29 protein-coding genes are annotated in these 26362 nt (G+C 59.2%); 14 read left to right on the top strand and 15 right to left on the bottom strand.

Annotated features, from left to right (window positions below; all coding sequences use genetic code 11):
• The first annotated feature begins 141 nt into the window (after window positions 1-141).
• The gene (locus AC3WMT_RS10755) at window positions 142-1353 is read left to right on the top strand and encodes a pyridoxal phosphate-dependent aminotransferase (RefSeq protein WP_103304753.1); all 1212 of its coding nucleotides are present in this window, start codon (window positions 142-144) and stop codon (window positions 1351-1353) included.
• Window positions 1354-1657: 304 nt separating this feature from the next.
• Window positions 1658-2545, top strand: coding sequence for a protease HtpX (gene htpX, locus AC3WMT_RS10750; RefSeq protein ID WP_007908619.1), 888 nt, complete (start codon window positions 1658-1660; stop codon window positions 2543-2545).
• A gap of 200 nt (window positions 2546-2745) precedes the next feature.
• Here the strand turns inward: htpX and AC3WMT_RS10745 are convergent, their stop codons facing one another.
• On the bottom strand, window positions 2746-3402 hold the full coding sequence (locus AC3WMT_RS10745; protein WP_103304752.1) for a thiopurine S-methyltransferase: 657 nt from the start codon (window positions 3400-3402) through the stop codon (window positions 2746-2748).
• A 102-nt stretch (window positions 3403-3504) separates the two neighbouring features.
• Between AC3WMT_RS10745 and AC3WMT_RS10740 the strand changes: the two genes are divergently transcribed.
• A complete protein-coding gene (locus tag AC3WMT_RS10740) occupies window positions 3505-4272 on the top strand; it encodes a DODA-type extradiol aromatic ring-opening family dioxygenase (RefSeq protein WP_103304751.1) in 768 nt (255 codons plus the stop codon).
• 117 nt (window positions 4273-4389) lie between these two features.
• Here AC3WMT_RS10740 and AC3WMT_RS10735 read toward each other — a convergent pair whose 3' ends face one another.
• Window positions 4390-6063, bottom strand: coding sequence for a DEAD/DEAH box helicase (locus AC3WMT_RS10735; RefSeq protein WP_103304750.1), 1674 nt, complete (start codon window positions 6061-6063; stop codon window positions 4390-4392).
• A 423-nt stretch (window positions 6064-6486) separates the two neighbouring features.
• Here AC3WMT_RS10735 and AC3WMT_RS10730 point away from each other — a divergent pair, with 423 nt between their 5' ends.
• The gene (locus AC3WMT_RS10730) at window positions 6487-7278 is read left to right on the top strand and encodes a crotonase/enoyl-CoA hydratase family protein (protein WP_103304749.1); all 792 of its coding nucleotides are present in this window, start codon (window positions 6487-6489) and stop codon (window positions 7276-7278) included.
• Window positions 7279-7385: 107 nt separating this feature from the next.
• On the opposite strand, the gene AC3WMT_RS10725 is transcribed toward AC3WMT_RS10730, so the two are convergent.
• Complete coding sequence (locus tag AC3WMT_RS10725; RefSeq protein ID WP_103304748.1) at window positions 7386-8141, bottom strand: spermidine synthase; 756 nt, start codon at window positions 8139-8141, stop codon at window positions 7386-7388.
• Between the two features lie 151 nt (window positions 8142-8292).
• Between AC3WMT_RS10725 and AC3WMT_RS10720 the strand changes: the two genes are divergently transcribed.
• Complete coding sequence (locus tag AC3WMT_RS10720; RefSeq protein ID WP_103304747.1) at window positions 8293-9639, top strand: class II 3-deoxy-7-phosphoheptulonate synthase; 1347 nt, start codon at window positions 8293-8295, stop codon at window positions 9637-9639.
• Window positions 9640-9771: 132 nt separating this feature from the next.
• Here AC3WMT_RS10720 and AC3WMT_RS10715 read toward each other — a convergent pair whose 3' ends face one another.
• Window positions 9772-10998 carry a winged helix-turn-helix domain-containing protein gene (locus AC3WMT_RS10715; RefSeq protein WP_103304746.1) on the bottom strand — a complete coding sequence of 409 codons (1227 nt, stop codon included), beginning with the start codon at window positions 10996-10998 and terminating at the stop codon, window positions 9772-9774.
• Between the two features lie 64 nt (window positions 10999-11062).
• Complete coding sequence (locus AC3WMT_RS10710) at window positions 11063-11284, bottom strand: DUF1127 domain-containing protein (protein ID WP_103304745.1); 222 nt, start codon at window positions 11282-11284, stop codon at window positions 11063-11065.
• A 97-nt stretch (window positions 11285-11381) separates the two neighbouring features.
• Here AC3WMT_RS10710 and AC3WMT_RS10705 point away from each other — a divergent pair, with 97 nt between their 5' ends.
• Window positions 11382-12236, top strand: coding sequence for a LysR substrate-binding domain-containing protein (locus tag AC3WMT_RS10705; RefSeq protein ID WP_177431414.1), 855 nt, complete (start codon window positions 11382-11384; stop codon window positions 12234-12236).
• On the opposite strand, the gene AC3WMT_RS10700 is transcribed toward AC3WMT_RS10705, so the two are convergent.
• Window positions 12226-12975 (bottom strand): sulfite exporter TauE/SafE family protein, encoded by a 750-nt coding sequence (locus AC3WMT_RS10700; RefSeq protein WP_177431413.1) that lies wholly within the window; start codon window positions 12973-12975, stop codon window positions 12226-12228. The genes AC3WMT_RS10705 and AC3WMT_RS10700 overlap by 11 nt on opposite strands.
• Window positions 12976-13085: 110 nt before the next feature.
• On the opposite strand from AC3WMT_RS10700, the gene AC3WMT_RS10695 reads away from it, so the two are divergent.
• From AC3WMT_RS10695 to AC3WMT_RS10685, 3 genes are all read left to right on the top strand, one after another.
• Window positions 13086-14042 (top strand): LysR family transcriptional regulator, encoded by a 957-nt coding sequence (locus AC3WMT_RS10695; RefSeq protein WP_103304742.1) that lies wholly within the window; start codon window positions 13086-13088, stop codon window positions 14040-14042.
• Between the two features lie 72 nt (window positions 14043-14114).
• Window positions 14115-14570, top strand: coding sequence for a MarR family winged helix-turn-helix transcriptional regulator (locus tag AC3WMT_RS10690; protein WP_177431412.1), 456 nt, complete (start codon window positions 14115-14117; stop codon window positions 14568-14570).
• Window positions 14571-14927: 357 nt separating this feature from the next.
• Window positions 14928-15347, top strand: a complete 420-nt coding sequence (locus AC3WMT_RS10685; RefSeq protein WP_007964807.1) for an organic hydroperoxide resistance protein — start codon at window positions 14928-14930, stop codon at window positions 15345-15347.
• 176 nt (window positions 15348-15523) lie between these two features.
• On the opposite strand, the gene AC3WMT_RS10680 is transcribed toward AC3WMT_RS10685, so the two are convergent.
• Together AC3WMT_RS10680 and earP are read right to left on the bottom strand one after the other, a co-directional pair.
• Window positions 15524-16093 (bottom strand): elongation factor P, encoded by a 570-nt coding sequence (locus tag AC3WMT_RS10680; RefSeq protein WP_025113141.1) that lies wholly within the window; start codon window positions 16091-16093, stop codon window positions 15524-15526.
• A 48-nt stretch (window positions 16094-16141) separates the two neighbouring features.
• Window positions 16142-17284, bottom strand: coding sequence for an elongation factor P maturation arginine rhamnosyltransferase EarP (gene earP / locus AC3WMT_RS10675; protein ID WP_103304740.1), 1143 nt, complete (start codon window positions 17282-17284; stop codon window positions 16142-16144).
• Between the two features lie 124 nt (window positions 17285-17408).
• On the opposite strand from earP, the gene AC3WMT_RS10670 reads away from it, so the two are divergent.
• Both AC3WMT_RS10670 and AC3WMT_RS10665 read left to right on the top strand, forming a co-directional pair.
• A complete protein-coding gene (locus AC3WMT_RS10670) occupies window positions 17409-17816 on the top strand; it encodes a hypothetical protein (RefSeq protein WP_103304739.1) in 408 nt (135 codons plus the stop codon).
• A 2-nt stretch (window positions 17817-17818) separates the two neighbouring features.
• Window positions 17819-18301, top strand: coding sequence for a GreA/GreB family elongation factor (locus tag AC3WMT_RS10665; protein ID WP_103304738.1), 483 nt, complete (start codon window positions 17819-17821; stop codon window positions 18299-18301).
• A gap of 9 nt (window positions 18302-18310) precedes the next feature.
• Here AC3WMT_RS10665 and cysB read toward each other — a convergent pair whose 3' ends face one another.
• The 5 genes from cysB to AC3WMT_RS10640 form a co-directional block, all read right to left on the bottom strand.
• A complete protein-coding gene (gene cysB / locus AC3WMT_RS10660) occupies window positions 18311-19285 on the bottom strand; it encodes an HTH-type transcriptional regulator CysB (protein ID WP_007908591.1) in 975 nt (324 codons plus the stop codon).
• A 113-nt stretch (window positions 19286-19398) separates the two neighbouring features.
• Window positions 19399-19902, bottom strand: a complete 504-nt coding sequence (locus tag AC3WMT_RS10655) for a universal stress protein (protein ID WP_103304737.1) — start codon at window positions 19900-19902, stop codon at window positions 19399-19401.
• A gap of 98 nt (window positions 19903-20000) precedes the next feature.
• The gene (locus tag AC3WMT_RS10650; RefSeq protein WP_103304736.1) at window positions 20001-20906 is read right to left on the bottom strand and encodes a 5'-nucleotidase; all 906 of its coding nucleotides are present in this window, start codon (window positions 20904-20906) and stop codon (window positions 20001-20003) included.
• 30 nt (window positions 20907-20936) lie between these two features.
• Window positions 20937-21890, bottom strand: coding sequence for a putative 2-dehydropantoate 2-reductase (locus tag AC3WMT_RS10645; RefSeq protein WP_103304735.1), 954 nt, complete (start codon window positions 21888-21890; stop codon window positions 20937-20939).
• Entirely contained in the window at window positions 21891-22277 is a 387-nt protein-coding gene (locus tag AC3WMT_RS10640; protein ID WP_103304734.1) for a thioredoxin family protein, read from the bottom strand.
• Here AC3WMT_RS10640 and AC3WMT_RS10635 point away from each other — a divergent pair.
• Window positions 22276-22719 (top strand): PilZ domain-containing protein, encoded by a 444-nt coding sequence (locus tag AC3WMT_RS10635; protein ID WP_103304733.1) that lies wholly within the window; start codon window positions 22276-22278, stop codon window positions 22717-22719. The genes AC3WMT_RS10640 and AC3WMT_RS10635 overlap by 2 nt on opposite strands.
• A 130-nt stretch (window positions 22720-22849) precedes the next feature.
• Window positions 22850-23926 (top strand): 3-deoxy-7-phosphoheptulonate synthase, encoded by a 1077-nt coding sequence (locus AC3WMT_RS10630; RefSeq protein ID WP_103304732.1) that lies wholly within the window; start codon window positions 22850-22852, stop codon window positions 23924-23926.
• Between the two features lie 60 nt (window positions 23927-23986).
• Here AC3WMT_RS10630 and AC3WMT_RS10625 read toward each other — a convergent pair whose 3' ends face one another.
• Window positions 23987-24268: a GNAT family N-acetyltransferase gene (locus tag AC3WMT_RS10625; RefSeq protein WP_025113131.1), complete on the bottom strand. Its 282-nt coding sequence runs from the start codon at window positions 24266-24268 to the stop codon at window positions 23987-23989.
• 637 nt (window positions 24269-24905) lie between these two features.
• Here AC3WMT_RS10625 and oprI point away from each other — a divergent pair.
• Complete coding sequence (gene oprI, locus AC3WMT_RS10620; RefSeq protein ID WP_003199355.1) at window positions 24906-25157, top strand: outer membrane lipoprotei OprI; 252 nt, start codon at window positions 24906-24908, stop codon at window positions 25155-25157.
• Between the two features lie 122 nt (window positions 25158-25279).
• On the opposite strand, the gene AC3WMT_RS10615 is transcribed toward oprI, so the two are convergent.
• Entirely contained in the window at window positions 25280-26251 is a 972-nt protein-coding gene (locus AC3WMT_RS10615; protein ID WP_103304731.1) for a L,D-transpeptidase family protein, read from the bottom strand.
• Between the last annotated feature and the right edge of the window lie 111 nt (window positions 26252-26362).

The following is a 26362-nucleotide window of genomic DNA, read 5'->3' as shown; positions in this document are numbered from 1 at the left end:
GCCAGTCTGGCAGCCAGACCGGGCGCATTCAAACGGATTCTCGGCGCCAAGGCGCAAGACTTCGCCTGTGTGAAGACGCAGGAATCCCAGTACGGTTGTCCATCCGCCGCCTGGATCGTTCATTTTCGGGATCACATCGCCATGCAGTTCAGCAAATCGAACAAGCTCGCCAACGTCTGCTACGACATTCGCGGCCCGGTGCTCAAGCACGCCAAACGTCTGGAGGAGGAAGGTCAGCGCATCCTCAAGCTGAACATCGGCAACCCCGCGCCGTTTGGTTTCGAAGCGCCGGACGAAATCCTTCAGGATGTGATCCGCAACCTGCCGACCGCGCAAGGCTACAGCGACTCCAAAGGCCTGTTCAGCGCGCGTAAGGCGGTGATGCAGTACTACCAGCAAAAAAATGTTGAAGGTGTCGGCATCGAAGACATCTACCTGGGTAACGGCGTGTCCGAGCTGATCGTGATGTCGTTGCAGGCCCTGCTCAACAACGGCGACGAAGTGCTGGTGCCGGCCCCGGATTATCCGCTATGGACCGCTGCCGTGAGTCTGGCCGGTGGTAACGCCGTGCATTACCTGTGCGACGAAGGCGCCGACTGGTTCCCGGACCTGGCCGACATCAAGGCCAAGATCACTCCGAACACCAAGGCGATGGTGATCATCAACCCGAACAACCCGACCGGCGCGGTGTATTCGAAGGAAGTGTTGCTGGGCATGCTGGAACTGGCCCGTCAGCACAATCTGGTGGTGTTCTCCGACGAGATCTACGACAAGATTCTGTATGACGACGCCGTACACATCTGCACCGCTTCGCTGGCCCCGGACCTGCTCTGCCTGACCTTCAACGGTCTGTCGAAGTCCTATCGCGTGGCCGGTTTCCGCTCCGGCTGGATCGCGATTTCCGGGCCGAAACACAATGCCCAGAGCTACATCGAAGGCATCGACATGCTCGCCAACATGCGCCTGTGTGCCAACGTGCCGAGCCAGCATGCGATCCAGACCGCGCTTGGCGGTTATCAGAGCATCAACGACCTGGTATTGCCGCAGGGCCGCCTGCTGGAACAGCGCAATCGCACCTGGGAGCTGCTCAACGACATTCCGGGCGTGAGCTGCGTCAAACCGATGGGCGCACTGTATGCGTTCCCGAAGATCGACCCGAAGGTCTGCCCGATCCACAACGACGAAAAATTCGTCCTCGACCTGCTGCTCTCCGAGAAATTGCTGGTGGTGCAGGGCACCGCGTTCAACTGGCCGTGGCCAGACCACTTCCGCGTCGTCACCCTGCCCCGCGTCGATGATCTGGAAATGGCTATCGGTCGTATCGGCAACTTCCTCAAGTCCTACCGCCAGTAACTGCCCATCAGTGCGCAACGGCCCGAACGTTGCGCACTGTCTGATTCAGCAACACTTCTGCGTTCCCCGCCTCCGCGCGCCTTCTACACTTGCGATTCGTACCCGTCACTTGCGTCTGACGCAATGGCGACGGGTCGCGGCTGTCCGTCGTCCGTGTCGGAGTCTGTCGTGGGAAATGGGTCGTGCGCCGAGGAAACCGCTGTAGGACACAGTTTGAAATAGTCACTCGGTTGAATAGCCCGGTGCAGCACCTTATATACCCCGCAGTACGCTACATCTTTAGCTTGAGGAGATTTCTACAACCATGATGCGCATCCTGCTGTTTTTGGCCACTAACCTGGCGGTCGTGCTGATAGCCAGCATCACCCTGAGCCTGTTCGGCTTCAACGGGTTCATGGCGGCCAACGGGGTTGATCTCGACCTCAGTCAGCTGCTGGTTTTCTGTGCGGTCTTTGGTTTCGCCGGCTCGCTGTTCTCGCTGTTCATCTCCAAGTGGATGGCGAAGATGAGCACCGGCACCCAGATCATCAGCCAGCCACGTACCCGGCATGAGCAATGGCTGCTGCAAACTGTCGAGCAACTGTCCCGCGAAGCCGGGATCAAGATGCCCGAGGTCGGTATATTCCCGGCCTACGAAGCAAATGCCTTCGCCACCGGCTGGAACAAGAACGACGCACTGGTCGCGGTCAGCCAGGGCCTGCTCGAACGCTTTTCGCCAGACGAAGTGAAAGCCGTGCTGGCCCACGAAATCGGTCACGTGGCCAACGGTGACATGGTCACTCTGGCGCTGATCCAGGGCGTGGTGAACACCTTCGTGATGTTCTTTGCGCGGATCATCGGCAACTTCGTCGACAAGGTGATCTTCAAGAACGAAGAAGGTCAGGGCATCGCCTATTACGTGGCAACCATTTTCGCTGAACTGGTCTTGGGCATCCTGGCCAGCGCGATCGTCATGTGGTTCTCGCGCAAACGCGAATTCCGCGCCGACGAAGCCGGTGCTCGCCTGGCCGGTACCAGCGCAATGATTGGCGCTCTGCAGCGTCTGCGCGCCGAACAGGGCCTGCCGGTACACATGCCGGACACCCTGAATGCGTTTGGCATCAACGGTGGCATCAAACAGGGCTTCGCCCGCATGTTCATGAGCCACCCACCGCTGGAAGAGCGTATTGACGCCTTGCGTCGTCGCGGTTGATTCAACCGATGTAACAATGAAAAAGGCCCGCAGTGATGCGGGCCTTTTTTGTTGGCTTGATTAACGGGATGTTCCTGATGGCACCATCGCTGGTTAGCCAGCTCCCACAGGGTCCAGGAGGTTTTCAGTATTTCCGATACACCACAGATCACTGTGGGAGCTGGCTTGCCAGCGATGTGGCCGGCAATTCCAGGAAAATTCTACCGCCCGGAAACCCGATAAACCCGCTCCTCCAGCCGCGTCACGCCAGCCTGCAAGAACTTCCAGCTCTCGCCCAGCACATCCTGCTCTTCCAGCTTCTGGACCTGCCAGTCATTCCCCAGCAAGCGCTGCACCTCAGCATCCGACACGGCAAACGGTGGCCCGGGCATCTGCGCCTGATCGTAGTCCAGCGTAATCAGCAAACCCTGCAAGCCTTCCGGCAAGATACTCAGCAAATGCGCCGCGTATTGCTCACGCATCGCTGGCGGCAACGCGATCAACGCGGCGCGGTCGTACAGCGCCGTGCAATCAGCGACATCCTCGGCCTTTAACGCAAAGACATCACCGCACCACAACTCGATAGCTCCCGCGCGATAGACCTTGAACGCGCCGCCTTCGCTGACTTCAGGTTGCAAATGCTGCTCGCTGAAAAAATCCTCGACGGCCTTTTCCGACAGTTCGATGCCCAGCACCTGATGGCCGCGCCCGGCCAGCCACAGCAAATCCAGACTTTTCCCACACAACGGCACCAGCACGCGAGCCTGCGCTGCAACCGCCAGATCCGGCCAGTGCCGCTGCAAATACGCGTTGACCTCGGGCTGATGAAAGCCGATCTGGTTCGATTCCCACTTCTTGTGCCAAAACTCAGGCTGCATGTATCACTCCCAAAAAATCGATCAAAAAGCGTTAAAACTTATATTAGATTTAGATCAATGATCTGACTGAAGATGGGCCATCTTAACGCTCAGGAACCCATCATGTTTCCCAGCCTGTTTATTTCTCATGGTTCACCCATGCTTGCGCTGGAACCCGGCGCCAGCGGCCCGGCATTGGCGCGACTGGCTGCCGAACTGCCCAGGCCGAAAGCCATCGTGATTGTCTCCGCACACTGGGAGAGCCACGAACTATTAGTCAGCAGCCATCCGCAACCCGAGACCTGGCACGATTTCGGCGGCTTCCCCCGGGGACTGTTCGAAGTGCAGTACCCGGCGCCGGGTGATCCACAACTGGCTGCTGAAGTCGCCCATCTGCTGAGCGCCAGCAACCTGCCGGCACGTCTTGATCCGCAACGACCGTTCGATCACGGCGTGTGGGTGCCGTTGTCGCTGATGTACCCGCAGGCGGATATTCCGGTGGTACAGGTTTCGCTGCCGAGTCGCGGTGGCCCCGCGCTGCAAACCCGGGTTGGCCGTGCGTTGGCCGGCCTGCGCGAACGAGGGATTCTGCTGATCGGTTCCGGCAGCATCACCCATAATCTGCGCGAGCTGGACTGGCACGCCGGTCCAGAGAGCGTCGAGCCGTGGGCGCGGGACTTCCGTGACTGGGTGATCGACAAGCTTGCGGCCGATGACGAAGCAGCCCTGCATGATTACCGCCAGCAGGCACCAAATGCAGTGCGTAGCCATCCGAGTGATGAGCATTTGTTGCCGTTGTATTTTGCGCGGGGTGCGGGAGGCGAGTTCAGCGTGGCGCATACAGGCTTCACCATGGGTGCGCTGGGCATGGATATTTATCGTTTCGGCTAACGCGATCGCTGGCAAACCAGCTCCCACAGGGTTTTGTATAAACCCAAACAGCAGGCAAAAAAAATCCCCGAACCAGTCGGGGATTTTTTATGTTCGATCAATCAGCCCAAGGGCCGATCAATCTTCGCGATAGCGACGCAGCTTCAACTGCTTGCCAGCAACGCGAGTGTCCTTCAGCTTGGTCAGGAGTTTGTCCAGACCATCTTCCGGCAGCTCGACAAGGCTGAAGCTGTCACGCACCTGGATGCGACCGATCGCTTCACGGGCCAGACCGCCTTCGTTGAGGATGGCGCCCAGCAGGTTTTTCGCAGCGATACCGTCACGCGCACCCAGCGCGGTACGGCAACGAGCACGACCTTCGCCCAAAGGCATTGGCGCACGACGCTCGCGATCACCACGATCCGGACGATCACCGGAACGCTCAGGACGGTCGCCACGCGGTGCGTTGTTCGGCACCAGTGGACGCTCCTTCTCGATCGCTGCCAGGTTCAGCGCTTGACCGTTGGTAGCCTTGCGCAGCAGCGCAGCAGCCAGAGCACGCGGCGAGCAGCCGATGTCAGCGGTCAGACGATCGAGCAACTCACCGTGAGTCGATTCGGCATCAGCAACCAGCGGCGACAGGCTGTTGGTCAGCTTCTTGATGCGCGCATCGAGAACGGCCTGAGCGTCCGGCAGGCGAACTTCAGCAACCTTCTGACCGGTTACACGCTCGATCACTTGCAGCATGCGGCGCTCACGCGGAGTCACCAGCAGCAGTGCTCGACCTTCGCGACCGGCACGGCCGGTACGGCCGATACGGTGCACGTAGGACTCAGGATCGTACGGCATGTCCACGTTGAACACGTGAGTGATACGCGGAACGTCCAGACCACGAGCAGCTACGTCGGTCGCCACAACGATGTCCAGACGGCCATCTTTCAGCGAGTCGATGACGCGCTCACGCTGGTTCTGGGCGATGTCACCGTTCAGCGCAGCGGCTTTGTAGCCTTTGGCGTCGAGGGCACTGGCCAGGTCCAGAGTCGCTTGCTTGGTGCGCACGAACATGATCAGTGCGTCGAAGTCTTCCACTTCCAGCAAGCTGAGAACGGCCGAAGTCTTCTGGTCAGCGTGAACCAACAGGTGAGCCTGTTCGATCGCGGTAACGGTTTGAGTCTTGGTCTGGATCTTGACGTGTTGCGGATCGCGCAGGTGGCGTTCGGCAATGGCGCGGATCGACTGCGGCAGGGTAGCCGAGAACAAAACGGTCTGACGGGTCGCTGGCAGAGCCTTGAAGATGACTTCCAGGTCATCCATGAAGCCCAGCTTCAACATTTCGTCAGCTTCGTCGAGAACCAGGTGGTTCACGGTCGACAGGACTTTCTCGTCGCGACGCAGGTGGTCACACAGACGACCCGGGGTAGCGACAACAATCTGTGCGCCGTTACGGATAGCCTTGAGCTGCGGGCCCATCGGCGCGCCGCCGTAAACGGCGACAACGGTAACGCCTGGCATTTGCTTGGCGTAGGTTTCAAAAGCGGTTGCTACTTGCAGCGCCAACTCTCGGGTTGGCGCCAGGATCAGGGCTTGCGGTTCGCGCTTGGCAGGATCGATGCGGTGCAGAATAGGCAGTGCGAACGCGGCGGTTTTACCGGTACCGGTTTGCGCCTGGCCAATCATGTCCTGGCCGGCCATGATGATCGGGATCGATTGCTGCTGAATCGCCGAAGGCTCTTCGTAGCCGGTCGCTGCGACGGCTGCAAGAATATTCGGGTTAAGATTAAAAGCGGCGAATCCGCCGGTTTCCTGGGTCATGGGTCTGCCTCTAAGTGCATCCGCAAAGACCCATGCTCCAAAGCTGCGCATGCCGTGTTGAGACTCAAGAGTCGCCCTGGCAGCTTTGTCGGCGGGGATTTGCGAAAACGTATGAATGAAAAAAAGAATCGTCCGGGAAGAGCCCGCAATGCGGACGTGCAGCCGAAGCTGACTTCGGGAAATTGCGCTACCTAAACGCGGCCCGGTTAAAGGCCGGCGCGCACTATACCGGATTTTGCCCAAAAAGGGAGCTTTTTTTATCGTCTGAATGCGTGTGTCACCGCGGTGTAACGGGGTTTTGCGGATAATCGTGCCAAGGTCTATTTTTCAAAGGCCCGGCCCTGCGGGTGATGACGCTTAAACGATTCACCGATGTGCGGCATACCGTCGCTGCACCCGCCCTTCCCGCCCGAGGATTTATCCATGAATCAGCCCTGCCCCGGCCGCGTCAGCCGTGAACGTCGTGGCCATGTCCATCTGATCGGCCTGGACCGAGCGGCCAAACGCAATGCTTTCGACCTCGACCTGCTCAATGACCTGAGCCTGGCCTATGGCGAGTTCGAGGCCGACAGCGAGGCGCGGGTAGCGGTGGTGTTCGGCCATGGCGAGCACTTTACCGCCGGTCTGGATCTGGTGAATGCCAGCACCGCACTTGCTCAAGGCTGGCAGGTTCCGACCGGCGGTTGCGATCCCTGGGGTGTTTTCGTCGGGCCACGGGTGAGCAAACCGGTGATTGTTGCGGCGCAGGGTTACTGCCTGACCATCGGCATCGAGCTGATGCTCGCCGCCGACATCAACCTGTGTGCCAGCAATACCCGCTTCGCACAAATGGAAGTACAGCGTGGGATCTTTCCTTTTGGTGGCGCGACTTTACGCTTTCATCAAGTGGCGGGATGGGGCAATGCCATGCGCTGGTTGCTGACCGGGGATGAGTTCGACGCGCACGATGCGTTGCGACTGGGCCTGGTGCAGGAGGTGATGGCCAGCGAGGACTTGCTGCCACGGGCGGTTGAACTGGCCGAGCGCATTGCGCGCCAGGCACCGCTGGGCGTGCAGGCGACGCTGATGTCGGCGCGACAGGCGCGTTATGAGGGCGAGACGGCGGCGGCGCAGGCGTTACCGGCGCTGGTGAAGAGGTTGCTGGGCAGTGAGGATGCCAAGGAAGGAGTGCGCTCGTTGGTGGAGCGCCGACCTGGAGTCTTTAAAGGGATCTGAAAGTACGGTGTCCGTGAGGACGTCATCGCGAGCAGGCTCACTCCTACAGGGGGAGCGCATTCCAATGTAGGAGTGAGCCTGCTCGCGATAGGGCCATCACTGACAACTCAAGTGGCCGGGCGAATCGCCTTGATCAACGACTGCAACGAATAACCCAACTGCGGCGCCAGCGCCTCGGCCCGGGCGGTCAACGCCTGCATGTCCAGCGCCTGATCCAGATCCGCCGGCACAATCAGAATCACATTGCCCTCCTTCACCGGCAGCTCCCAGTAATGCCGGTGATAGAGCCCGCGCAACAACGCCGCACCGAGCGGCTTGCCGTCATCCGTGGCCCATTGATTGATCACCAGCCAGCCACCGGGATTCAGACGCTTCTGGCAATCGCCGAGAAAGCTCCAGGCCAGATGCCCGACTCCCGGGCCGACGTCGGTGTACAGGTCGACGAAGATCAGATCCGCTGGCTCCGCCGTCGGCAGCAGTTCAAGCGCATCGCCGACGCGGATGTACAGGCGCGGATCGTCATCCAGCCCAAGGTATTCGATGGCCAGACGCGGCACGTCGGGACGCAACTCGATGGCTTCGACATCTTCCAGCGGCAGAAACCTGAGGCAGGCCTGCGTCAGCGTACCGGCACCCAGCCCGAGGAACAGCGCACTCTCCGGTTGTTCATGACACAACGCACCAATCAGCATCGCCCGGGTGTAGTCGTACTCCAGCCAGCTCGGGTCGGCGGTGAACACGCAGCTCTGCTCGATGGCATCGCCGAACTCCAGAAAGCGGTAATCGGCCACTTCCAGCACGCGAATCACGCCGAACTCATCCTGTACTTCGGCGAGCAATAGCTCGACGCGCTCCTCAGTCATTTCGTCTCCTGGTGGTCACCGGGCGCGGTGACGCGATGACGCCGCTATGGCGCCGTGGCAAAGCGGCAATTGTCGGCGATGGGGCAGGAACAGGTCACGCACTAATTTGCTGATACCATGGCCTTCCGTGCGTAGAAAACTCGAGACCGTGATGAGCCAACCGTGGAGCCCTGACAGCTGGCGTGCCCTGCCGATCCAGCAACAACCCCAATACCCCGACGCCGCGCATCTGCGCCAAGTCGAGCAAACCCTGGCCAGCTACCCGCCATTGGTGTTTGCCGGCGAGGCGCGTGAACTGCGCCGTCAGTTTGCCGAAGTGACTCAGGGCCGGGCGTTTCTGCTGCAGGGCGGCGATTGCGCGGAAAGCTTCGCCGAATTCTCCGCAGCAAAGATTCGCGACACCTTTAAAGTGTTGCTGCAAATGGCGATTGTCATGACCTTTGCCGCCGGTTGCCCGGTGGTCAAGGTCGGGCGCATGGCCGGTCAATTCGCCAAACCACGTTCGGCCAATGACGAGACCATCGATGGCGTGACCCTGCCCGCCTATCGTGGCGACATCGTCAACGGTATCGGCTTCGACGAAAAGAGCCGCGTACCGGATCCCGAGCGTCTGCTGCAGTCCTATCACCAGTCCACCGCGACGCTGAACCTCTTGCGCGCCTTCGCTCAGGGCGGCTTTGCCGATCTGCATCAAGTGCACAAGTGGAACCTCGATTTCATCGCCAACTCAGCGCTGGCCGAGAAGTACAGCCACCTCGCCGACCGCATCGATGAAACCCTGGCGTTCATGCGCGCCTGCGGCATGGACAGCTCGCCGCAACTGCGCGAAACCAGTTTCTTCACCGCCCACGAAGCGCTGCTGCTGAACTACGAAGAAGCCTTCGTGCGCCGCGACAGCCTGACCAACGATTACTACGATTGCTCGGCGCACATGCTGTGGATCGGCGACCGCACCCGTCAACTCGACGGCGCTCACGTCGAATTCCTGCGTGGGGTCAACAACCCGATCGGCGTCAAAGTCGGCCCGAGCATGAACCCCGACGACCTGATCCGCCTGATCGATGTGCTCAACCCGAGCAACGATCCTGGGCGTCTGAACCTGATCGCACGGATGGGCGCGAACAAGGTGGGCGATCACCTGCCGGCACTGATTCGCGCTGTGCAGCGTGAAGGCAAGCAAGTGCTGTGGAGCTCCGACCCGATGCACGGCAACACCATCAAGGCCAGCAGCGGCTACAAGACTCGCGACTTTGCGCAGATCCTCGGCGAGGTGAAGCAGTTCTTCCAGGTGCACGAAGCGGAAGGCACTTATGCCGGCGGGATCCACATCGAAATGACCGGACAGAACGTCACCGAGTGCATTGGTGGAGCACGACCGATTACTGAAGATGGTTTGTCGGATCGCTATCACACCCACTGCGATCCGCGGATGAATGCCGATCAGTCGCTGGAACTGGCATTCCTGATTGCTGAAACCCTGAAGCAAGTCCGCCGCTGAGGTTGGACATCTTTATCGCCTGACCTGGCCCCATCGCTGGCAAGCCAGGCTCCCACAGGATTTGCGTCGTACACAGATTCTGTGACCGAACCGATCACTGTGGGAGCCTGGCTTGCCGGCGATGGCGTCCGCTCAGTCGCTCCCGACCTGCGTCAATGCCACCCGCAACCGCCCCGCACTCTCGCGCTGACAATTCAACTGCACCCGCTCAAGCCCCAACCAACTCGCCATCTGCCGCAAATTCACGGCCAACGCCAGCATCCCCTCCTCATCCAGCCCCGACTGCTCCTCGTGCACCGCATGTACCGCCAACCTGCCCGACGCCCGCTCGGCGCGCAAATCCACTCGTGCCGCAATCCGCTCATTGTGCAGAAACGGCAACACGTAATAGCCGTAAACCCGCTTGTCCTGCGGCGTGTAGATCTCCAGCCGATAGCGAAAATCAAACAATCGCTCAGTGCGGCTGCGCTCCCAGATCAGTGAGTCAAACGGCGACAACAGCGCACTGGCCGTGACCTTGCGCGGGACCTTGGGCTCCGGCAGGCAATAGGCGATCTGTCGCCAGTCGGCGACCTCGCACAGCAACAACTGCCCGGCCTCGACCAACTCGGCCAGACGCGGACGCGCGTCAGCCGGACTCAAACGGAAGTAATCGCGCAGATCCTTTTCCGTGCCAACCCCCAACGCCTCAGCCGCATGCACTAACAGTCCACGCTGCGCCTCGGCCTCATCGGGCAATGTCTGCTGCAGGATCGCGGAAGGAATCACCCGCTCCGGCAAATCGTACAAACGCTCAAACCCACGGCGCCCGGCCACGGTCACTTCACCGGCGGCAAACAGCCACTCCAGCGCATGCTTTTCTGCGCTCCAGTCCCACCATTGCCCGGGCTTGTCTTCACGGGTCGACAAACTGCCCGCACCCACTGCGCCGCGCTCTTCGACCGCACTCAACACCCGGCGAACAACATCCTGCTGCTCCAGACCAAACTTTGCCAATTGCTGATAAATGTCTCGGCCCTGCCTGGCTCGCTGCATGCGCCAATTCATCAACGGATACATCGACAACGGCAACAGCGACGCTTCGTGGCCCCAATATTCAAACAAGGTGCGACGTCGCCCCGAACTCCAGGCAGCCTGGTCGAGCAATTCGGAAGAATAGGAGCCCAGACGGGAAAACAGCGGCAGGTAGTGCGAGCGCACCACGGCGTTGACGGAGTCGATTTGCAGCAGGCCCAGCCGTTCGATCAGCCGGTTGACGTGCGCTGCCTTGACGGTCGGCGGCTGGCGCCCGTTGAACCCTTGGGCAGCCAGCGCCAGACGTCGAGCCTGTTTGAGGGAAAAGGACAGTGTCGCGGGCATGAGCATCTCCTTGTCTGCTCGCAACCTACCTCAGTCCAGAAGGTTTTGTGTAGCGATGGCCTCATCATTTGTGCATCGGATCATCCCAGAATGGCCGAACCGACTCGTGCTCGACGTCGGCACGACTGACCCCGATGTCCTTCAACGCTTCGTCGCTCAGACTGGCGAGCATCTCGCGTTCGCGGTGAAGTTCGTACCAGCGGCTAAACTTGTGCAGCAAGTCGGAAACCATATGGCCATGGCCGGAAAATTTTTCTTCGTCTACATACTCTCTTTGACCTTTCATCGTGTTGACCTCCGTTGTGGATGGCTCAAGTCTCGCGCCAGCGCTAAGATCAATCCAACGAATGTTTCTGATGGCATGCATCACGGAGATTCATCAATTGTCGGCCTACCCCAGTATCGATACCGATGTCTTGCGCACCTTTGTGGCGATTGCCGATCAGGGCGGTTTCACCCGCGCCGGTGAAATGGTCAACCGCACGCAATCGGCGGTGAGCATGCAGATGAAGCGTCTGGAAGAAGACGTGTTGCAACGCCAGTTGTTTGAACGCGACGGGCGTCAGGTGCGCCTGACCGCTGAAGGCCAGGTGCTGCTGGGATACGCGCGACGCATCCTCAAGCTGCACAGCGAAGTGTTCAACACCCTGCGCGAGCCGCACATGGTCGGCACCGTGAAGATCGGTACGCCGGATGATTACGTGATGCGCTTTCTGCCGGGGATCCTGTCGCGATTCGCGCAGTTCTATCCGCTGATCCAGATCGAAGTGCATTGCGAATCGACCAAACAGTTGTTGCAGCGCACCGATCTGGACCTGTCGATCGTCACCCGCGAACCGGGCAACGAGATTGGCCAGTTGCTGCGCAAAGAGCGCTTCGTCTGGGCCGAGGCGCAAAACTTCAGCGCCCACGAGCAGACGCCGTTGCCCTTGGCGATGTTCAACAGTGACTGTTTCTGCCGCTTGTGGGCCTGCAATGCGCTGGACGCCATGGGCCGCGAATACCGCATCGCCTACAACAGCACCAGCCTTTCGGCGCTGATGGCGGTGGTGAGCGCGGGTCTGGCGATCACCGCGCAACTGGAAAGCCTGATCACCCCGGACATGCGCATTCTCGGCGCCGATGAAGATCTGCCGCTGCTGCCCGAGGCCAGCATCATGCTGATCCGCAATTTGAATAACCCTTCGCCGATCACCGAATGCCTGGCCGAGCACATCGTCGAAGGTTTCAAACTTTAAACGCGAGCATCACTGCGCACAGCACCAGAAACCCGCAGAACAGCCCACGCAAAAGTTTTTCCGGCATCGCGTGGGCGACTTTCACGCCCCAACTGATGCTGGCCAGACCGCCGATGGCCAGCGGCAGGCCGATCATCCAGTCCACTTCGTGATGCACCGCATACGTCACCAACGTCACGCCGGTGCTCGGCAATGCCAGCGCCAGCGACAGACCTTGGGCAACGACTTGGCTGGTGCCGAACAGGCTGGTCAAGACTGGCGTCGCGACCACTGCCCCACCAACACCGAACAACCCGCCCATGGTTCCCGACGCCGCGCCGAGAACACCCAGCCACGGCCACGAATAACGCATCTCGGAGGTCGGCGCCGGGCGCTTGCCGAACATTTTCAGCAAGTTATAGGCCGAAAGGACAACGAGAAACGCGACAAAACCGATGCGCATGGTTTGCGCATCGATACCCACAGCCCAGATCGAACCGATCCACGCAAAGCAGAATCCCATCGACGCCAACGGCAACGCATGACGCAATTCAATACGATTGCGTTGGTGATAACGCCACAGCGCCAGCATCACGTTTGGCACCACCATCACCAGCGCCGTGCCTTGGGCAATCTGCTGATCGAGCCCGAACCACACGCCGAGCAGTGGAATGGCGATCAAGCCACCACCGATGCCGAAGATGCCACCGAGTGTGCCAAGGGCGGCGCCGAAAACCAGATACAACAAAAACTCCATCACTGCCGAATTCCTCTTACGTCAGGCGATTCATCCTACGCAGTCACGGCTGGCGGGGAAACGCACAGCAACGCACAATGGCTGTGCCGAATTCGCACAAGCATTGAAATGACATGAATCCCAATCAATTGACCGAACAACTCGGGCTGTTTCTCGATGTGCTGGAAAGCGGCAGTTTTTCCGCAGCGTCTCGTCGCCATCCGTTGACGCCCTCGGCGGTCGCGCGGCGCATCGATAGCCTGGAAAATGCTGTCGGCAGCCAGCTATTTATCCGCAGTACCCACGCGGTACTGGCCACGCCTGCGGGGCTGGCGTTTGCCGAGCGGGCACGGCGGATCGTCGCCGAGTTGCAACTGGCCCGAGCCGAAGCGGTTTCCCTGAGCAATGCGCCGGAAGGCTTGATTCGCATCGATGCCCCGGCAGCGTTCGGACGCAGACACCTGGCACCGGTGATTGCCGACTTTCTGGTTTTGTATCCGGGACTGGACGTGCAGTTGCATCTGATCGACAGCTTTGTCGACATGCACGGCTCGAATCTGGGCAAAGTCGATCTGGTGCTGCGCGCCGGTCAACTGGCCGACACTCGATTGGTTGCCACGCCACTGGCGAGCATGGTGCGCATCGCCTGCGCGAGTCCTGACTATCTCAAACATCGCGGTGTACCCAGCCATCCCGCGCAATTGAGTGAACACGACGGTCTGGACTGGGACGGCCTCGCCCCGCCCTTCGCCTGGCGTTTCGAGCTGGATGGCCAGATGCAACTGCACCGTCCGGCCCGCATCCGCATGAGCGCCAATAATGCCGAAGCCTTGGTCTGCGGCGCGTTGGCGGGACTGGGGATTGCGCATCTGCCGACCTGGTTGGCCAGCGAATATCTGCTGCGTGGCGAACTGCTGCCGCTGTTTTGCGAAAACGGCCTGCCGAAACCTGAGTCCACCGGGATCTATGCCTTGCGGATGGAACAGCAGACGAATTCGCGCAGCCGCTTGCTGCTGGAGTATCTGAAAACCCGCTTTAGCCCGGTTCCACCGTGGGATCTGGCGTTACAGCGGGATTTTGGCCGGCACTAGCCCCAGATAATTGTCTGGCGCATTAAACATTCGGGCGCTAGATTCATGCCCATCACCGATCAAGGCTTTGACATGACTTCCGAACGCGACACCTGCGATGACTTGCTCCTGGACAACCAGGCCTGCTTCGCCTTGCATTCCACTTCGCTGATGATGACCAAAGTCTACAAACCGATGCTGCAAGCCATCGGCCTGACCTATCCGCAATATCTGGCGATGATGGTGTTGTGGGAGAAAGATGGTTTGACCGTGGGAGAAATCAGCACACGACTGCTGACGGATCCGGGATCGCTGACACCACTGCTCAAGCGCCTGGAAGGCGAAGGTTTGCTCAGCCGGACCCGCAGCCGCGAGGATGAGCGAGTGGTGATTGTCGAATTGACTGAACAGGGCCGCGCTTTGCAAGCCAAAGCCCAAAGCATCCCGCAATGCATTCTCGGCGCCAGCGGCTTCACGATCGAGCGTTTGCAAAACCTGCAATCAGAACTGCAAGCCCTGCGCTGCCACCTGCAAGACAGCCTGGTCTGAATCCTCAATTCAGTTGCAGTACAAAACCTGTGGGAGCCGGGCTTGCCCGCGATGGCGTCCTGTCAGCCGTCATGATTTCGACTGACACGCCGTTATCGCGAGCAAGCCCGGCTGCCACAGGGTCCTCATTTGCTGATGAATGCTTGTCCGACTGATTTTTTTTACAGTCAGCCTCCTTTCCGTCCAGCGCTCTAGATCAATGCTTGCAGTGCAGTAATGCACCACGCCGCGTCATGCATTCTCACTTTCCTCCAAAATTTATCTTGCGCACTAAATATTAGCGAGCTACATTCAGCTCGCACTTACTTGGCGCGCAAACAATTAGCGCGACACATAACACTCTACGAGGCCCACACCATGCAAACTCTCTACACCGCAATCGCAACGTCCACTGGCGGCCGTGACGGTCGTGCGATCTCCAGCGACAACATCCTCGACGTCAAACTGGCCACCCCGAAAGAACTCGGTGGTGCTGGCGGCGCGGCGACCAACCCTGAGCAACTGTTCGCGGCTGGGTACTCGGCCTGCTTCATCGGCGCGCTGAAATTCGTTGCCAGCCAGACCAAACGTAAAATCCCGGACGATGCTTCGATCACTGCTCACGTCGGCATCGGCCAAATCCCTGGCGGCTTTGGTCTGGACATCGACCTGCACATCAGCCTGCCGGGTCTGGAACAAGCCGATGCACAGAGCCTGGTTGAAGCAGCGCATCAGGTTTGCCCGTACTCCAACGCCACCCGTGGCAACGTTGACGTACGCCTGCACACCACCGTTTGAGATAAATGCAAAACCCCTGCTCGCGAAGGCGTTCTGTCAGACAACGCTTCATTGGATGTCACACCGCATTCGCGAGCAGGCTCGCTCCCACAGGGGATAGGTGTTGAAGGTGAAATTGCAGGCACAAAAAAGCCCGACTCAATGGTCGGGCTTTTTCTTTCCGCAAAAAGCAGTGCTTATTTGGCACGGCCTTTGTAGGAACCGCCTTCGCGGGTGTCGATCTCGATCTTGTCACCGATTTCGATGAAGTCAGCAACTTGCAGCTCGGTACCGTTGCTCAGCTTGGCTGGCTTCATGACTTTGCCGGAAGTGTCGCCGCGAGCCGAACCTTCGGTGTAGTCAACTACGCGCACGATGGTGGTCGGCAGCTCTACGGAAACCAGACGCTCTTCGAAGAACACGGCTTCGCAAACGTCGGTCATGCCTTCTTCAACGAAAGGCAGAACGCTTTCGATGTCTTCGGCGTTCAGTTCGTACATGGTGTAGTCAGTGGTGTCCATGAACGTGTAGGTGTCGCCGCTGATGAAGGACAGGGTCGCTTCTTTGCGGTCGAGGATCACGTCGTCCAGCTTGTCGTCCGCACCGTAAACGGTTTCGGTCTTGTAACCGGTCAGCAGGTTCTTCAGCTTGGTCTTCATGATCGCGCTGTTACGGCCCGACTTGGTGAATTCAGCTTTCTGAACCAGCCAAGGATCGTTGTCGATACGGATCACGGTACCGGGTTTGAGTTCTTTACCAGTTTTCATTGCGAATATCCGAATTTGGATGGGATTTACAAAAATCTAGGCCGCGTATCATATCCAATTTAGGTAAAACTGTACCAGCGCCGTGGCAAGATCCGCCTGCAAGCCTTGTTCCAGACACCATGCTTCGGCATTTTCCTGTAGTTCTGGCCAATGTTTACGGGCCTCGAGCCAATGTCCGCCGATCGGCTGACCAGCACTCCAGGCCTGCCAGAGACCGTTCATCGCCTGGGCCGCTGCTGGCGACAGACCGTGCGAATACAGAGCGAGGAAGGCATCGAGCTTGTCCAGGTGGATGTCTTCGTCCTGCTGGTAGATGTGCCAGAGCATCGGCCGCCCCGCCCACTGCGCCCGGACGAACGAGTCTTCGCCGCGCACCGCATTGAAATCGCAGCACCAGAGCAGATGATCGTATTGATCCTGACGGACGAACGGCAGCACCTGCACGGTCAGCGCCTGACGCACATGTATTGCCCCGACGCTGAGAGTCTCGACCCCGAGCCAACACGCGACGTCACCGAGAATCCGCCCTTCCGGCACCAGCAAGTGAGTCGGTGTCGCGTCGGCTGCGAGTACATCCAGCCAGCTGGCCAGCCCGGCATTCTCGTAGGCAAACAGCGAAATCAGCTGAGCGCCCGCCGCGCGCTCGATCCCCAAACCTTGCAGGAATTGTCGCTGAGCTTGGGGATCCTGCTGAAATTGCCGACGCTGCTCGAGTAATCCTCGCTCACGCAGCAGTCCGCCCGTGCCCGGCTGAAATCCAGGAAAGAAGAAGAACTTCTGCACTGACTTGTATTTCACCGACGGCAATCCATGGCAACCGATGACCCACTCTTCGGCGCTGAGATAGTCGAGGTTCATCCACAGAGGCGGCTTTTCGCGCTCGGCCATGGCGTCCATATAATCGCCGGGCAACTGACAGGCGAACGCGGCGATCACCACATCAGCGGCTTCAATCTGTGGCCACTCGCCCGGCCAGTGCCGTACCTCCACGCCCTGCTGCCATTGTTGTGTAGCGGTGCTGTCGATCTCTGGACAGATGCGTTCGAACGCGCGCAGATCATCGACCCACAGTCGCACCGCCAGTGAATGCTCCGCCACCAATTGCCGGGCCAGGCGCCAGGTCACGCCGATATCGCCATAGTTATCGACGACAGTGCAAAAAATATCCCAGCGGGTTTTCAGTTTCGACATTCAAGACTCCCGTTGGCAAAAGCACCGATTGTCCGCATAAATGACCCCGTGCAGAAGAGCCGACGCCGATTAATCTTCGTGCGACAATCGCGACTTGCCCGCAACCATCCGCCAGGAGGCAGCCATGCCCTATCGTCCCAATCCGCGTCGTCCCTTGCCTGTTCAACTCAGCGCGCTGCATTTGACCGGCAGCATTGCCTTGGGCATGTGGCTGGGCTTTCTGGCGATCGCGCTGACCTGTTGGCTGCTCTCGCGCTTTTTGTTCAACGAGCAACTGGCGCCGGTGGCCCAGGCCGTGCAGCAACTGGCCAATCCGCCGGCGGCCCAGCCGGTGCCGAATATTCCGCCGCAGAGCCCGTTGTTCGATCAATACGAGGAAAACCTGCGCAAGAACGAGCAACAGAATCGGCTCGATCAGGCGCGCAGCAGCAGCCGCAATCAATCGAATCCGAAATGCCAGTTCTGGCTGCAACAGGACCAGAATGCGCCCAGCGAAAAGAGCCGCGCCAACGTTTTGCAATTCTGCGACTGATCATGAACAAACACACGGTCCACCAATTGATTCTCGACAAACTGCGCATCGACCTCGATATCGCCGAACGCGCCGCGCAGACCGCTTACGAAACCGCGACCCACGAAGAGAACATCGCCGAAAACAAGTACGACACCTTGGGACTTGAGGCGTCTTATCTGGCGGCCGGGCAAGCAAAACGCGTCGAGGAAATTCGTCAGTCACTGGCGCTGTGCCAGGCGCTGACGCTGCGCGCCTACGACGAGAACCGAGGCATAGAAATCGGCGCCCTGCTCGGTCTGGAAGACGAAAAGGGTCGCGAGCAATGGCTGTTTCTGGCGCCGGATGCGGCGGGACTGAAAGTCGACGTGGTCGGTCAGCCGATTACCGTCATCACCCCGCGCTCGCCGCTGGGCAAAAGCCTGCTGGGCAAGTTCGAGGGGGACGAGGTGGAGATTCTGGTGGCAGGCACCCGGCAACAATTTGCTGTCACCGAGGTGCTTTGACGCGGGGACTTAGTGGACAGGCAGCTCGACGCCGTCGAACAGCTCTTCCAGCTCTTGCTTGTTGTGGCACTGAATGGCTTTGGCCATCACTTCGCGGGTCAGGTGCGGGGCAAACTTTTCGATGAAGTCGCACATGAAACCACGCAGGAACGTACCGCGACGGAAACCGATCTTGGTGATGCTCGATTCGAACAGCTCGCTGGCATCCAGCACCACCAGATCGTTGTCGAGTTTGGTATCGACGGCCATTTTGGCGACGATGCCCACACCCAGACCCAGACGCACGTAGGTTTTGATCACATCGGCGTCAGCAGCGGTGAAAACCACTTTAGGCGTCAGGCCACGATGGCTGAACGCTTCGTCGAGTTTCGAACGACCGGTGAAGCCGAACACGTACGTCACGATCGGATATTCGGCGAGCGCTTCGAGGGTCAGCTTAGGCAGCTTGGTCAGCGGGTGCCCTTGCGGCACGACCACACAGCGGTTCCAGCGATAGCATGGCATCATCACCAGGTCGCCGAACAACTCCAGCGCTTCGGTGGCGATGGCGAAATCGACGGTGCCGTCAGCGGCCATCTCGGCGATCTGCATCGGCGAACCCTGGTGCATGTGCAGTGCCACGTCCGGATATTGCTTGATGAAATTGCTGATCACTGGCGGCAGCGCATAACGTGCCTGGGTGTGAGTGGTGGCGATCGACAGGGTGCCTTTCTTCTCGTTGGAGAATTCCTGGGCAATCTGCTTGATGCTTTCGACCTTGCGCAGAATCTCACCGGCAGTGGTGATGATGCGCTCGCCCGCCGGGGTGACGCGGGTCAGGTGCTTGCCGCTGCGGGCGAACACTTCAACGCCGAGTTCATCTTCCAGCAGGCGGATTTGTTTACTGATACCCGGTTGCGAGGTGTAAAGGCTTTGGGCTGTAGCGGAAACGTTGAGGTCGTGGTGCGCCACTTCCCAGATGTAGCGCAATTGTTGAAGCTTCATATGTATCCCTCAAAGCAGGTAGACGCCACGGGCATCAGCGACGGTATATAACTATATTAATGGTTTGAATAATAAATCTAGAACTTTTTTATCAAAGTGCCATTAATCCTGACTCAGCGATCCTCCCGCCGCCGACGCTCCACCAGTGGCACCAGATAAACCGGGACCTTGGCCAACTGCAGGACCCGCGCCGCCGTACGGCCCAACGGCGTTTCCGCGCCCACCCCGTGGCTGTGACTTCCTACGATCAGCAAATCGACAGAGAGTTTCTGCACCTGGTCAAGAATCACCTGCGACGGATCGCCCTGCACCACGCGTACCGCGCGAATGCGCTGCAGATCCTGCTCGCCCTCGTCCCCCAGTTCTTCGCGAAAGCTCTCCAGTACCCGCTGTTCGATGTTGGCGATGACTGTTTTCAGACCCTGGCTGTGAAATTCGTTCAATGCCTGCTCGTCGAGATAACTCTGCAACACCGACTCGGCAAACAATCCCATCGGCTCCACCGCGTGCACCACATACAAGTCGGCATTGAACGTTCGCGCCAAAGCCAGGGCATGCTGCATCACTAACGGTGCGTACAGACCGAGGTCAGTGGCATACAGCATCGAACGAATCATATGACCTCCTCGCAAGCCAACATGGCGGAGATTTGATTCAGCTTAGCAGTGCCTTGACGAGTACGACGTGCGACGCAACGTCTTGAAGCACAGGGGCTTTAGATCGACGGTTCGTTGCTGATGCCGTGGGGCACGTGGCCGGTGGCGACCACTTCGCGGGCAAGTTCGCAGTGGCCGGCCTGATCGTCGAAGAACACGTCGGCGGCAAACGCTTCGAGAAACGCCGATTTGGTCAGGCCACCGAGGAACAGTGATTCGTCGAGGCGAATGTCCCATTCCCGCAGCGTACGGATCACTCGCTCATGCGCCGGCGCCGAACGTGCGGTGACCAGTGCCGTGCGGATCGGGCAGTCGTCGTCGGGGAACTCGCGTTGCAACAGATTGAGCGCCGCCAAAAAGCCCTTGAACGGCCCACCGCGCAATGGCTCGCGTGCGGCCTCACGCTCCTTGGCCTGAAACGCTTCGAGTCCGCCGGACTGATAGATCCGTTCCGATTCGTCGGAAAAAATCACCGCGTCGCCGTCGAAGGCGATGCGCAACTCATCGCTGGCCGCTCGGCTGGCGCCCCCGGACAGAATCGTCGCAGCGGCAAAACCTGCATCCAGCGCTGCGCGTACATCCTCGGCGTGGGTCGAAAGAAACAGGTCGCAGCCAAAGGCTTTGAGATACGGATAAGGACTGCGCCCGCCCACAAACGCTGCGCGGGAAATCGCCAGGCCGTAGTGATGAATCGAGTTGAACACGCGCAACCCGGTGTCGGCGCTGTTGCGCGACACCAGAATCACCTCGACCCGGGCGCGGCCGAGGCGACTGTTCAGGCTCAGGAGTTTTTCCACCAGGGGGAAGGCATCGCCGGGCGCGAGGATCTCGTCTTCGTGCTCGATCTGATATTGCCGATAGGCTTCGACGCCCCTCGACAGGTAGACCTTGTGGCTCTCGCTCAGGTCGAACAAAGCGCGCGACGAGATCGCCAGCACCAGTTTGTCATCAATGTTTTTCGCCATGTTTTCCCCCAGCACCCGCAAAAAAACGACTCAAGTGTTGCGTCGATCAATAAAGCTCAATGTTCGATACAGCGCCTCGATTCGCGGCAGTTCACACCCCGCCGCTTTGGCGGCCGCCAGTGGTCGGGCGTAGATTGCCTCCAGCTCCAGCGGTCGTTTATGCAAAAAGTCGTGATGCATGCTCGGCCAGTAATCGGCCATTTTCTCGGTCATCGTAAACAGGAAATCGGCATACCCGGCTGGCACTTCCACACCGCACGCTTTGGCGCCCTGCACCACTTCGGCCATCAACGCCTGAATCAATGCGCGGCTGTCGGCATCGGCCATCAGCGGCGTAGTGCTGGCGCCGAGCAATACCGAAAGACCGTTATAGGGGATGTTCCAGATCAGTTTCTGCCAGCGTGCCTGATGCAGATTGGGCATCGCCTGGGAATCGATGCCGGCGGCGCGGAACAGTTCCGAACCTTCCTCGACAAGCGCCATACGCGCAATGTCATCAGCCGCCGGGCCACTGTGGTAGCCGACGTTCACCGCGCCAAGTGCTTGGTGGGTCACCTGCCCGGGGCCCTCGCGATGCACGCAGATCAGGCACAGACCACCGAGCAGATGCAGCGAGTCAGGCAGCCGTTCACGCAGGCTGTCCTCGACGTCGAGGCCGTTTTGCAGCACCAGCACTTTCGCATCGGGTTTTGCCGCTTGAATGATCGACGGCGCAAGGCTGGCATTGCTGGTGGTCTTGGCGCCCACCAGCAGCCAGTCGCACTTGGGCATGTCTTCAGCCGAAGAGTAGGCCTGCACCGGGTTGAGCGTCAGCAGACCATGCACCGCGCTGTCCACCTGCAGGCCGTGCTCGGCCACCGCGGAAAACTCGCTGCGCAGCAGAAAATGCACATCGAAACCGGCACGCGCCAGCATCAGGCCGTAAAACCCGCCGATGGCACCGGTGCCGATAATCCCCACGACCGGTTTGTTGATTGTCCCCATTTATGGCAACTCCTCTGCAATTCGACTCAGTGCCTGCGCCAGCGCTGCGTTCAGCGCATCGGCCGTCAGGCGCGTGTGCAATGCCCCAAAGAACTCGCCGTCGCGCACGACAAACAGCGCCGGCAAATGAAAGACCTGATACCGCTCCACCAACCCGCCGTTGTTGCCAGCGTCGATCCAGCAAAGGCGATCAATCGCCAGCGCCATATCCGGCAACACTTCGCGGGCATAACGGCAACTGGCGCAGCCGACGCTGGTGAAAATCACCAGCGAAACGCCGCTCATCGCCAAAAGCCGTTGGTCGGCGTCGAAATCGGTCAGTTCGGATTCGACCACTATACTGGGGGAAACAATGTCAAATGGCCGACACAGGGAGTCTGTGCTCATGGGACGTTTCATTCCTCATCCGGACGAGGTGCCGGTTGAATTAACCTTGCTCACGCCTGAGTGCATTTCCAGGCAACAGCTGCACACTATCAGCCTCGGCGGCATCGCTTGCAATTACCACCGTGCCTGGCGCCATGGCACGGCCCTGCAAGTGCGCATGCCGACGCTCAATGCCGACATCTGTTATCCGGGCTATGTGGCGTGGTGTCTGCGTCGCAAAAAAGGTTATCTGGTGGGGATCGCGTTCACCGACGAACAAACGCTGTTCAGCGCGCGAATGGGTGAGCAGGTGTGTCAGATCGAACGCTACTGCCGCATGAACGATGCCCACGATGACCTGCAGGATATCCAGGCGCTGGCCCTGCAATGGGTCGAACAACATGCCGATGAGTTCTCCCACGACAGCGTTCGCAAGGCTTTTGCCCAGCCAGTGCTGGATTAAAGCGGCGTTTGCCCATTGTCGAGCAGGCGCGTAACGCGCTAAGGTTCCGCTCCCCGACGCGCTTAAATCTGCTGTGCTCCGCCGCGCGGGGATCGCTGGCGGCCGGCACCCGTGACCTGACGAGTAAACGATGGCTGATTTACCGATCAACGACCTAAACGTCGCCTCTAACGAGACCCTGATCACTCCCGATCAGCTCAAGCGTGATATCCCTCTGAGCGGTGCTGCCTTGCGCACCGTCACCAAGGGCCGTGAAGTCATTCGCAACATTCTTGATGGCACTGACCACCGTCTGTTCGTCGTGATCGGCCCGTGCTCGATCCACGACATCAAGGCTGCCCACGAATACGCCGACCGTTTGAAGGTGCTGGCTGCGGAAGTCTCCGATACCTTGTATCTGGTCATGCGCGTGTATTTCGAAAAGCCGCGCACCACGGTCGGCTGGAAAGGCCTGATCAACGATCCGTATCTGGACGACTCGTTCAAGATCCAGGACGGTCTGCACATCGGTCGCCAGTTGCTGCTGGATCTGGCCGAAAAAGGCCTGCCAACCGCCACTGAAGCCCTCGACCCGATCTCCCCGCAATACCTGCAGGACCTGATCAGCTGGTCGGCCATCGGCGCACGCACCACCGAATCCCAGACCCACCGCGAAATGGCTTCCGGCCTGTCCTCGGCGGTAGGCTTCAAGAACGGCACCGACGGCGGCCTGACCGTGGCGATCAACGCCTTGCAGTCGGTTTCCAGCCCGCACCGTTTCCTAGGTATCAACCAGGAAGGTGGCGTATCCATAGTCACCACCAAAGGTAATGCCTACGGTCACGTGGTGCTGCGCGGTGGCAACGGCAAACCGAACTACGATTCGGTCAGCGTTGCCCTCTGCGAGCAGGCGTTGAACAAAGCGAAGATCAAGCCGAACATCATGGTCGATTGCAGCCACGCCAACTCCAACAAGGACCCGGCCCTGCAACCGCTGGTGATGGAAAACGTTGCCAACCAGATCCTCGAAGGCAACCAGTCGATCATCGGCCTGATGGTCGAGAGTCATCTGAACTGGGGCTGCCAGGCGATTCCGAAAGATCTCGCCGACCTGCAATACGGCGTGTCGATCACCGATGCGTGCATCGACTGGTCCGCCACCGAGAACACCCTGCGCAGCATGCACGCCAAGCTCAAGGATGTTCTGCCGAAACGCCAGCGCAGCTGATACGCGTTTTACAGGCATAAAAAAACGCCGGGCAATGCCCGGCGTTTTTGTGTGTGCGATTCAGATTTTCGCGGCGCGCTTCTGATGGCGTTCCATGTAGCGCTCGACGTAGGAGCACGACGGGATCACCGTGTAGCCCATTTCTTCGGCGTATTGCAGCGCGCTTTCAGTCAGCGCCGCGGCAATGCCACGGCCACGCAGGGCGTTGGGCACGAAGGTGCGATAGATATCCAGGGTCTGTTTCCCCAGATCCATATAGGTCAGGTAGGCACGATGACCGTCCACATTGGTCTCGAACTGATGACCAGCCTGGTCATGGTGGATGGACAACGCCTCGCTCATCACTACTCCTCGCGGGTCTTGAATTCTGACCCCTACCTTACCGATGTTTTTCCGGCGAAGGAACATCTACGCCACCCCGTGCCTGATGGACACCGAGAAGAGCCACACCGATCTCGCGCAACCTGGCACCTGATAAATAGTAGGCACCATTGGCAAAAATGCTCAAGGTACGCTCGTCATCAAGCGAGTTGACGGGGGTTGCTCCGATGGACGCAGGGTGGGCCTGGGAGAAGATCTTCCCGGGCTGCTCACCTGAACATTGCCGGATGTTGAGACTTAAGACGTGCGGCCTTTTTTAAAGTCACCTCAACATGCAGAAAGATACGCGAAGCAGTGCGCAAAATCGGAACAAAAGTATGGACGTATTCATCTAGACAGACTTTAGCCAAGACTGCAAAAACAGCACGGAGCAACGGGAACTTTTTCTCATTAACTCGCTCATCTCGGGGCTTGCAGCTGGATATTTTTTAAACAACGCAGTTAAAAGTTGCTCGAAAAAGAATCAACGCCTACAATTTTTTTTGCTTCTTGCCTTACGTCAGTTTACTTACTACAAGTAATGGGTAGTATGTACGCCGGCTATTTCCTCAATCGGAGGAGACAGCCACTTAATTGAAAGTCCTTGAAGGGGAACACGATGAACAACGTTCTGAAATTCTCTGCTCTGGCTCTGGCCGCAGTTCTGGCTACCGGTTGCAGCAGCGCATCGAAAGAAACCGAAGCACGTCTGACCGCTACTGAAGACGCAGCTGCTCGCTCCCAGGCTCGTGCAGACGAAGCTTACCGTAAAGCTGATGAAGCTCTGGCTGCTGCTCAAAAAGCACAACAGACTGCTGACGAAGCTAACGAGCGTGCTCTGCGCATGCTGGACAAAGCTAGCCGCAAGTAATAATCCCTCGGGATTGTTATCAAGCCGACCCATTTTTTGGGTCGGCTTTTTTATGCGCGATGCTTTTGTCCGGGCATTAAAAAACCCGCCGATGCTGACATCGGCGGGTTTTGTTTCTCAGCTTACTGTTGCAGGTCGATCGGTGCGCTCGAGACAATGGGCGCCGAGGTGCCCGGCGTGCCGATTTCCGTTGGCAGGCCATCCTCGGCCGCAACCACGTCACGCACCACATCCCAGTTCATGCGCAGGTTGTTGGTGATGTCCTCACGCTTGAGCATCGCGTTGATCACCGCGGTGTGCTTGTCGACTACCGAAGGGTTGCCCTTGTCGTCGATCGGCGTGTGCGCTTCCAGATAGACTTTGCCGCCACTGCGCCCGAACTTGTAAGCATCGTTGAGGATGCGCACCGAGGTACCGACCGGCACCATGCCGGCCATCTCCAGCACGTTGTTGTTGAACATGCGGAAGCAGCCGTGGCTGGTGCGCATGCCGATGCCGAACTTCTTGTTCGAACCGTGGATCAGGTAGCCCGGCGTGCCGAGGGTGAACTTGAACGGCCCCAGCGGATTGTCGGGACCGGCCGGCACCACGTTCGGCAGCGGATCACCGTCGGCGGCGTGTTCAGCCTTGATCGAGGCTGGCGGAGTCCAGGTCGGGTTCGGTGTCTTGGCGGTGATCGAGGTGTGCGCAATCGGCGAACCCCACCCTTCACGACCGATACCCAGCGGGAAGGTGTACACCACGTTCCGGCCTTTCGGGAAATAGTAGAGGCGGTATTCGGCAAGGTTGATCACGATGCCTTCGCGCGGGCCCGGCGGCAGAATGAAGCGCGTCGGCAGAACGATTTCGGTGCCGGCACCGGGCAACCAGGCATCGACGCCCGGGTTGGCCGCGACCATTTCCGAATAGCCCAGATCGTACTTTGTGCCCAGGTCGGCGAAGGTGTCTTCGTACTTGGCTTTGATCACCTGCACCTGGCCGATGATGTCTTCACCGGGTGGTGGCAGGGGAAACTCCAATGCAGCAACGGGACCGGCCACACACAGGGCGGCAAGTGACAGGCAGCGGGTGACGGCAGGAAAGCGCGGCAACATCCGGAAAATCCTTCGCATGATCAACAAGGGTATAAGAGCGCGATTGTACACCGCACTTTGAATATTCGGGGAGACACGCCGATGGGCAGCCAGAACTCTTCATGCAGGAGC

This window comes from Pseudomonas sp. FW305-7 (genome assembly GCF_058786735.1).
The sequence above is the reverse complement of the archived record's forward strand: the minus strand, read 5'-3'. Positions and strand labels throughout refer to the sequence as shown.

Coding starts and splice junctions, on each gene's coding strand:
- AC3WMT_RS10755 (WP_103304753.1), top strand. CDS start 142: ATGCAGTTCAGCAAATCGAACAAGCTCGCCAACGTCTGCTACGACATT.
- htpX (WP_007908619.1), top strand. CDS start 1,658: ATGATGCGCATCCTGCTGTTTTTGGCCACTAACCTGGCGGTCGTGCTG.
- AC3WMT_RS10745 (WP_103304752.1), bottom strand. CDS start 3,402: ATGCAGCCTGAGTTTTGGCACAAGAAGTGGGAATCGAACCAGATCGGC.
- AC3WMT_RS10740 (WP_103304751.1), top strand. CDS start 3,505: ATGTTTCCCAGCCTGTTTATTTCTCATGGTTCACCCATGCTTGCGCTG.
- AC3WMT_RS10735 (WP_103304750.1), bottom strand. CDS start 6,063: ATGACCCAGGAAACCGGCGGATTCGCCGCTTTTAATCTTAACCCGAAT.
- AC3WMT_RS10730 (WP_103304749.1), top strand. CDS start 6,487: ATGAATCAGCCCTGCCCCGGCCGCGTCAGCCGTGAACGTCGTGGCCAT.
- AC3WMT_RS10725 (WP_103304748.1), bottom strand. CDS start 8,141: ATGACTGAGGAGCGCGTCGAGCTATTGCTCGCCGAAGTACAGGATGAG.
- AC3WMT_RS10720 (WP_103304747.1), top strand. CDS start 8,293: ATGAGCCAACCGTGGAGCCCTGACAGCTGGCGTGCCCTGCCGATCCAG.
- AC3WMT_RS10715 (WP_103304746.1), bottom strand. CDS start 10,998: ATGCCCGCGACACTGTCCTTTTCCCTCAAACAGGCTCGACGTCTGGCG.
- AC3WMT_RS10710 (WP_103304745.1), bottom strand. CDS start 11,284: ATGAAAGGTCAAAGAGAGTATGTAGACGAAGAAAAATTTTCCGGCCAT.
- AC3WMT_RS10695 (WP_103304742.1), top strand. CDS start 13,086: ATGAATCCCAATCAATTGACCGAACAACTCGGGCTGTTTCTCGATGTG.
- AC3WMT_RS10690 (WP_177431412.1), top strand. CDS start 14,115: ATGACTTCCGAACGCGACACCTGCGATGACTTGCTCCTGGACAACCAG.
- AC3WMT_RS10685 (WP_007964807.1), top strand. CDS start 14,928: ATGCAAACTCTCTACACCGCAATCGCAACGTCCACTGGCGGCCGTGAC.
- AC3WMT_RS10680 (WP_025113141.1), bottom strand. CDS start 16,093: ATGAAAACTGGTAAAGAACTCAAACCCGGTACCGTGATCCGTATCGAC.
- earP (WP_103304740.1), bottom strand. CDS start 17,284: ATGTCGAAACTGAAAACCCGCTGGGATATTTTTTGCACTGTCGTCGAT.
- AC3WMT_RS10670 (WP_103304739.1), top strand. CDS start 17,409: ATGCCCTATCGTCCCAATCCGCGTCGTCCCTTGCCTGTTCAACTCAGC.
- AC3WMT_RS10665 (WP_103304738.1), top strand. CDS start 17,819: ATGAACAAACACACGGTCCACCAATTGATTCTCGACAAACTGCGCATC.
- cysB (WP_007908591.1), bottom strand. CDS start 19,285: ATGAAGCTTCAACAATTGCGCTACATCTGGGAAGTGGCGCACCACGAC.
- AC3WMT_RS10655 (WP_103304737.1), bottom strand. CDS start 19,902: ATGATTCGTTCGATGCTGTATGCCACTGACCTCGGTCTGTACGCACCG.
- AC3WMT_RS10650 (WP_103304736.1), bottom strand. CDS start 20,906: ATGGCGAAAAACATTGATGACAAACTGGTGCTGGCGATCTCGTCGCGC.
- AC3WMT_RS10645 (WP_103304735.1), bottom strand. CDS start 21,890: ATGGGGACAATCAACAAACCGGTCGTGGGGATTATCGGCACCGGTGCC.
- AC3WMT_RS10635 (WP_103304733.1), top strand. CDS start 22,276: ATGGGACGTTTCATTCCTCATCCGGACGAGGTGCCGGTTGAATTAACC.
- AC3WMT_RS10640 (WP_103304734.1), bottom strand. CDS start 22,277: ATGAGCACAGACTCCCTGTGTCGGCCATTTGACATTGTTTCCCCCAGT.
- AC3WMT_RS10630 (WP_103304732.1), top strand. CDS start 22,850: ATGGCTGATTTACCGATCAACGACCTAAACGTCGCCTCTAACGAGACC.
- AC3WMT_RS10625 (WP_025113131.1), bottom strand. CDS start 24,268: ATGAGCGAGGCGTTGTCCATCCACCATGACCAGGCTGGTCATCAGTTC.
- oprI (WP_003199355.1), top strand. CDS start 24,906: ATGAACAACGTTCTGAAATTCTCTGCTCTGGCTCTGGCCGCAGTTCTG.
- AC3WMT_RS10615 (WP_103304731.1), bottom strand. CDS start 26,251: ATGTTGCCGCGCTTTCCTGCCGTCACCCGCTGCCTGTCACTTGCCGCC.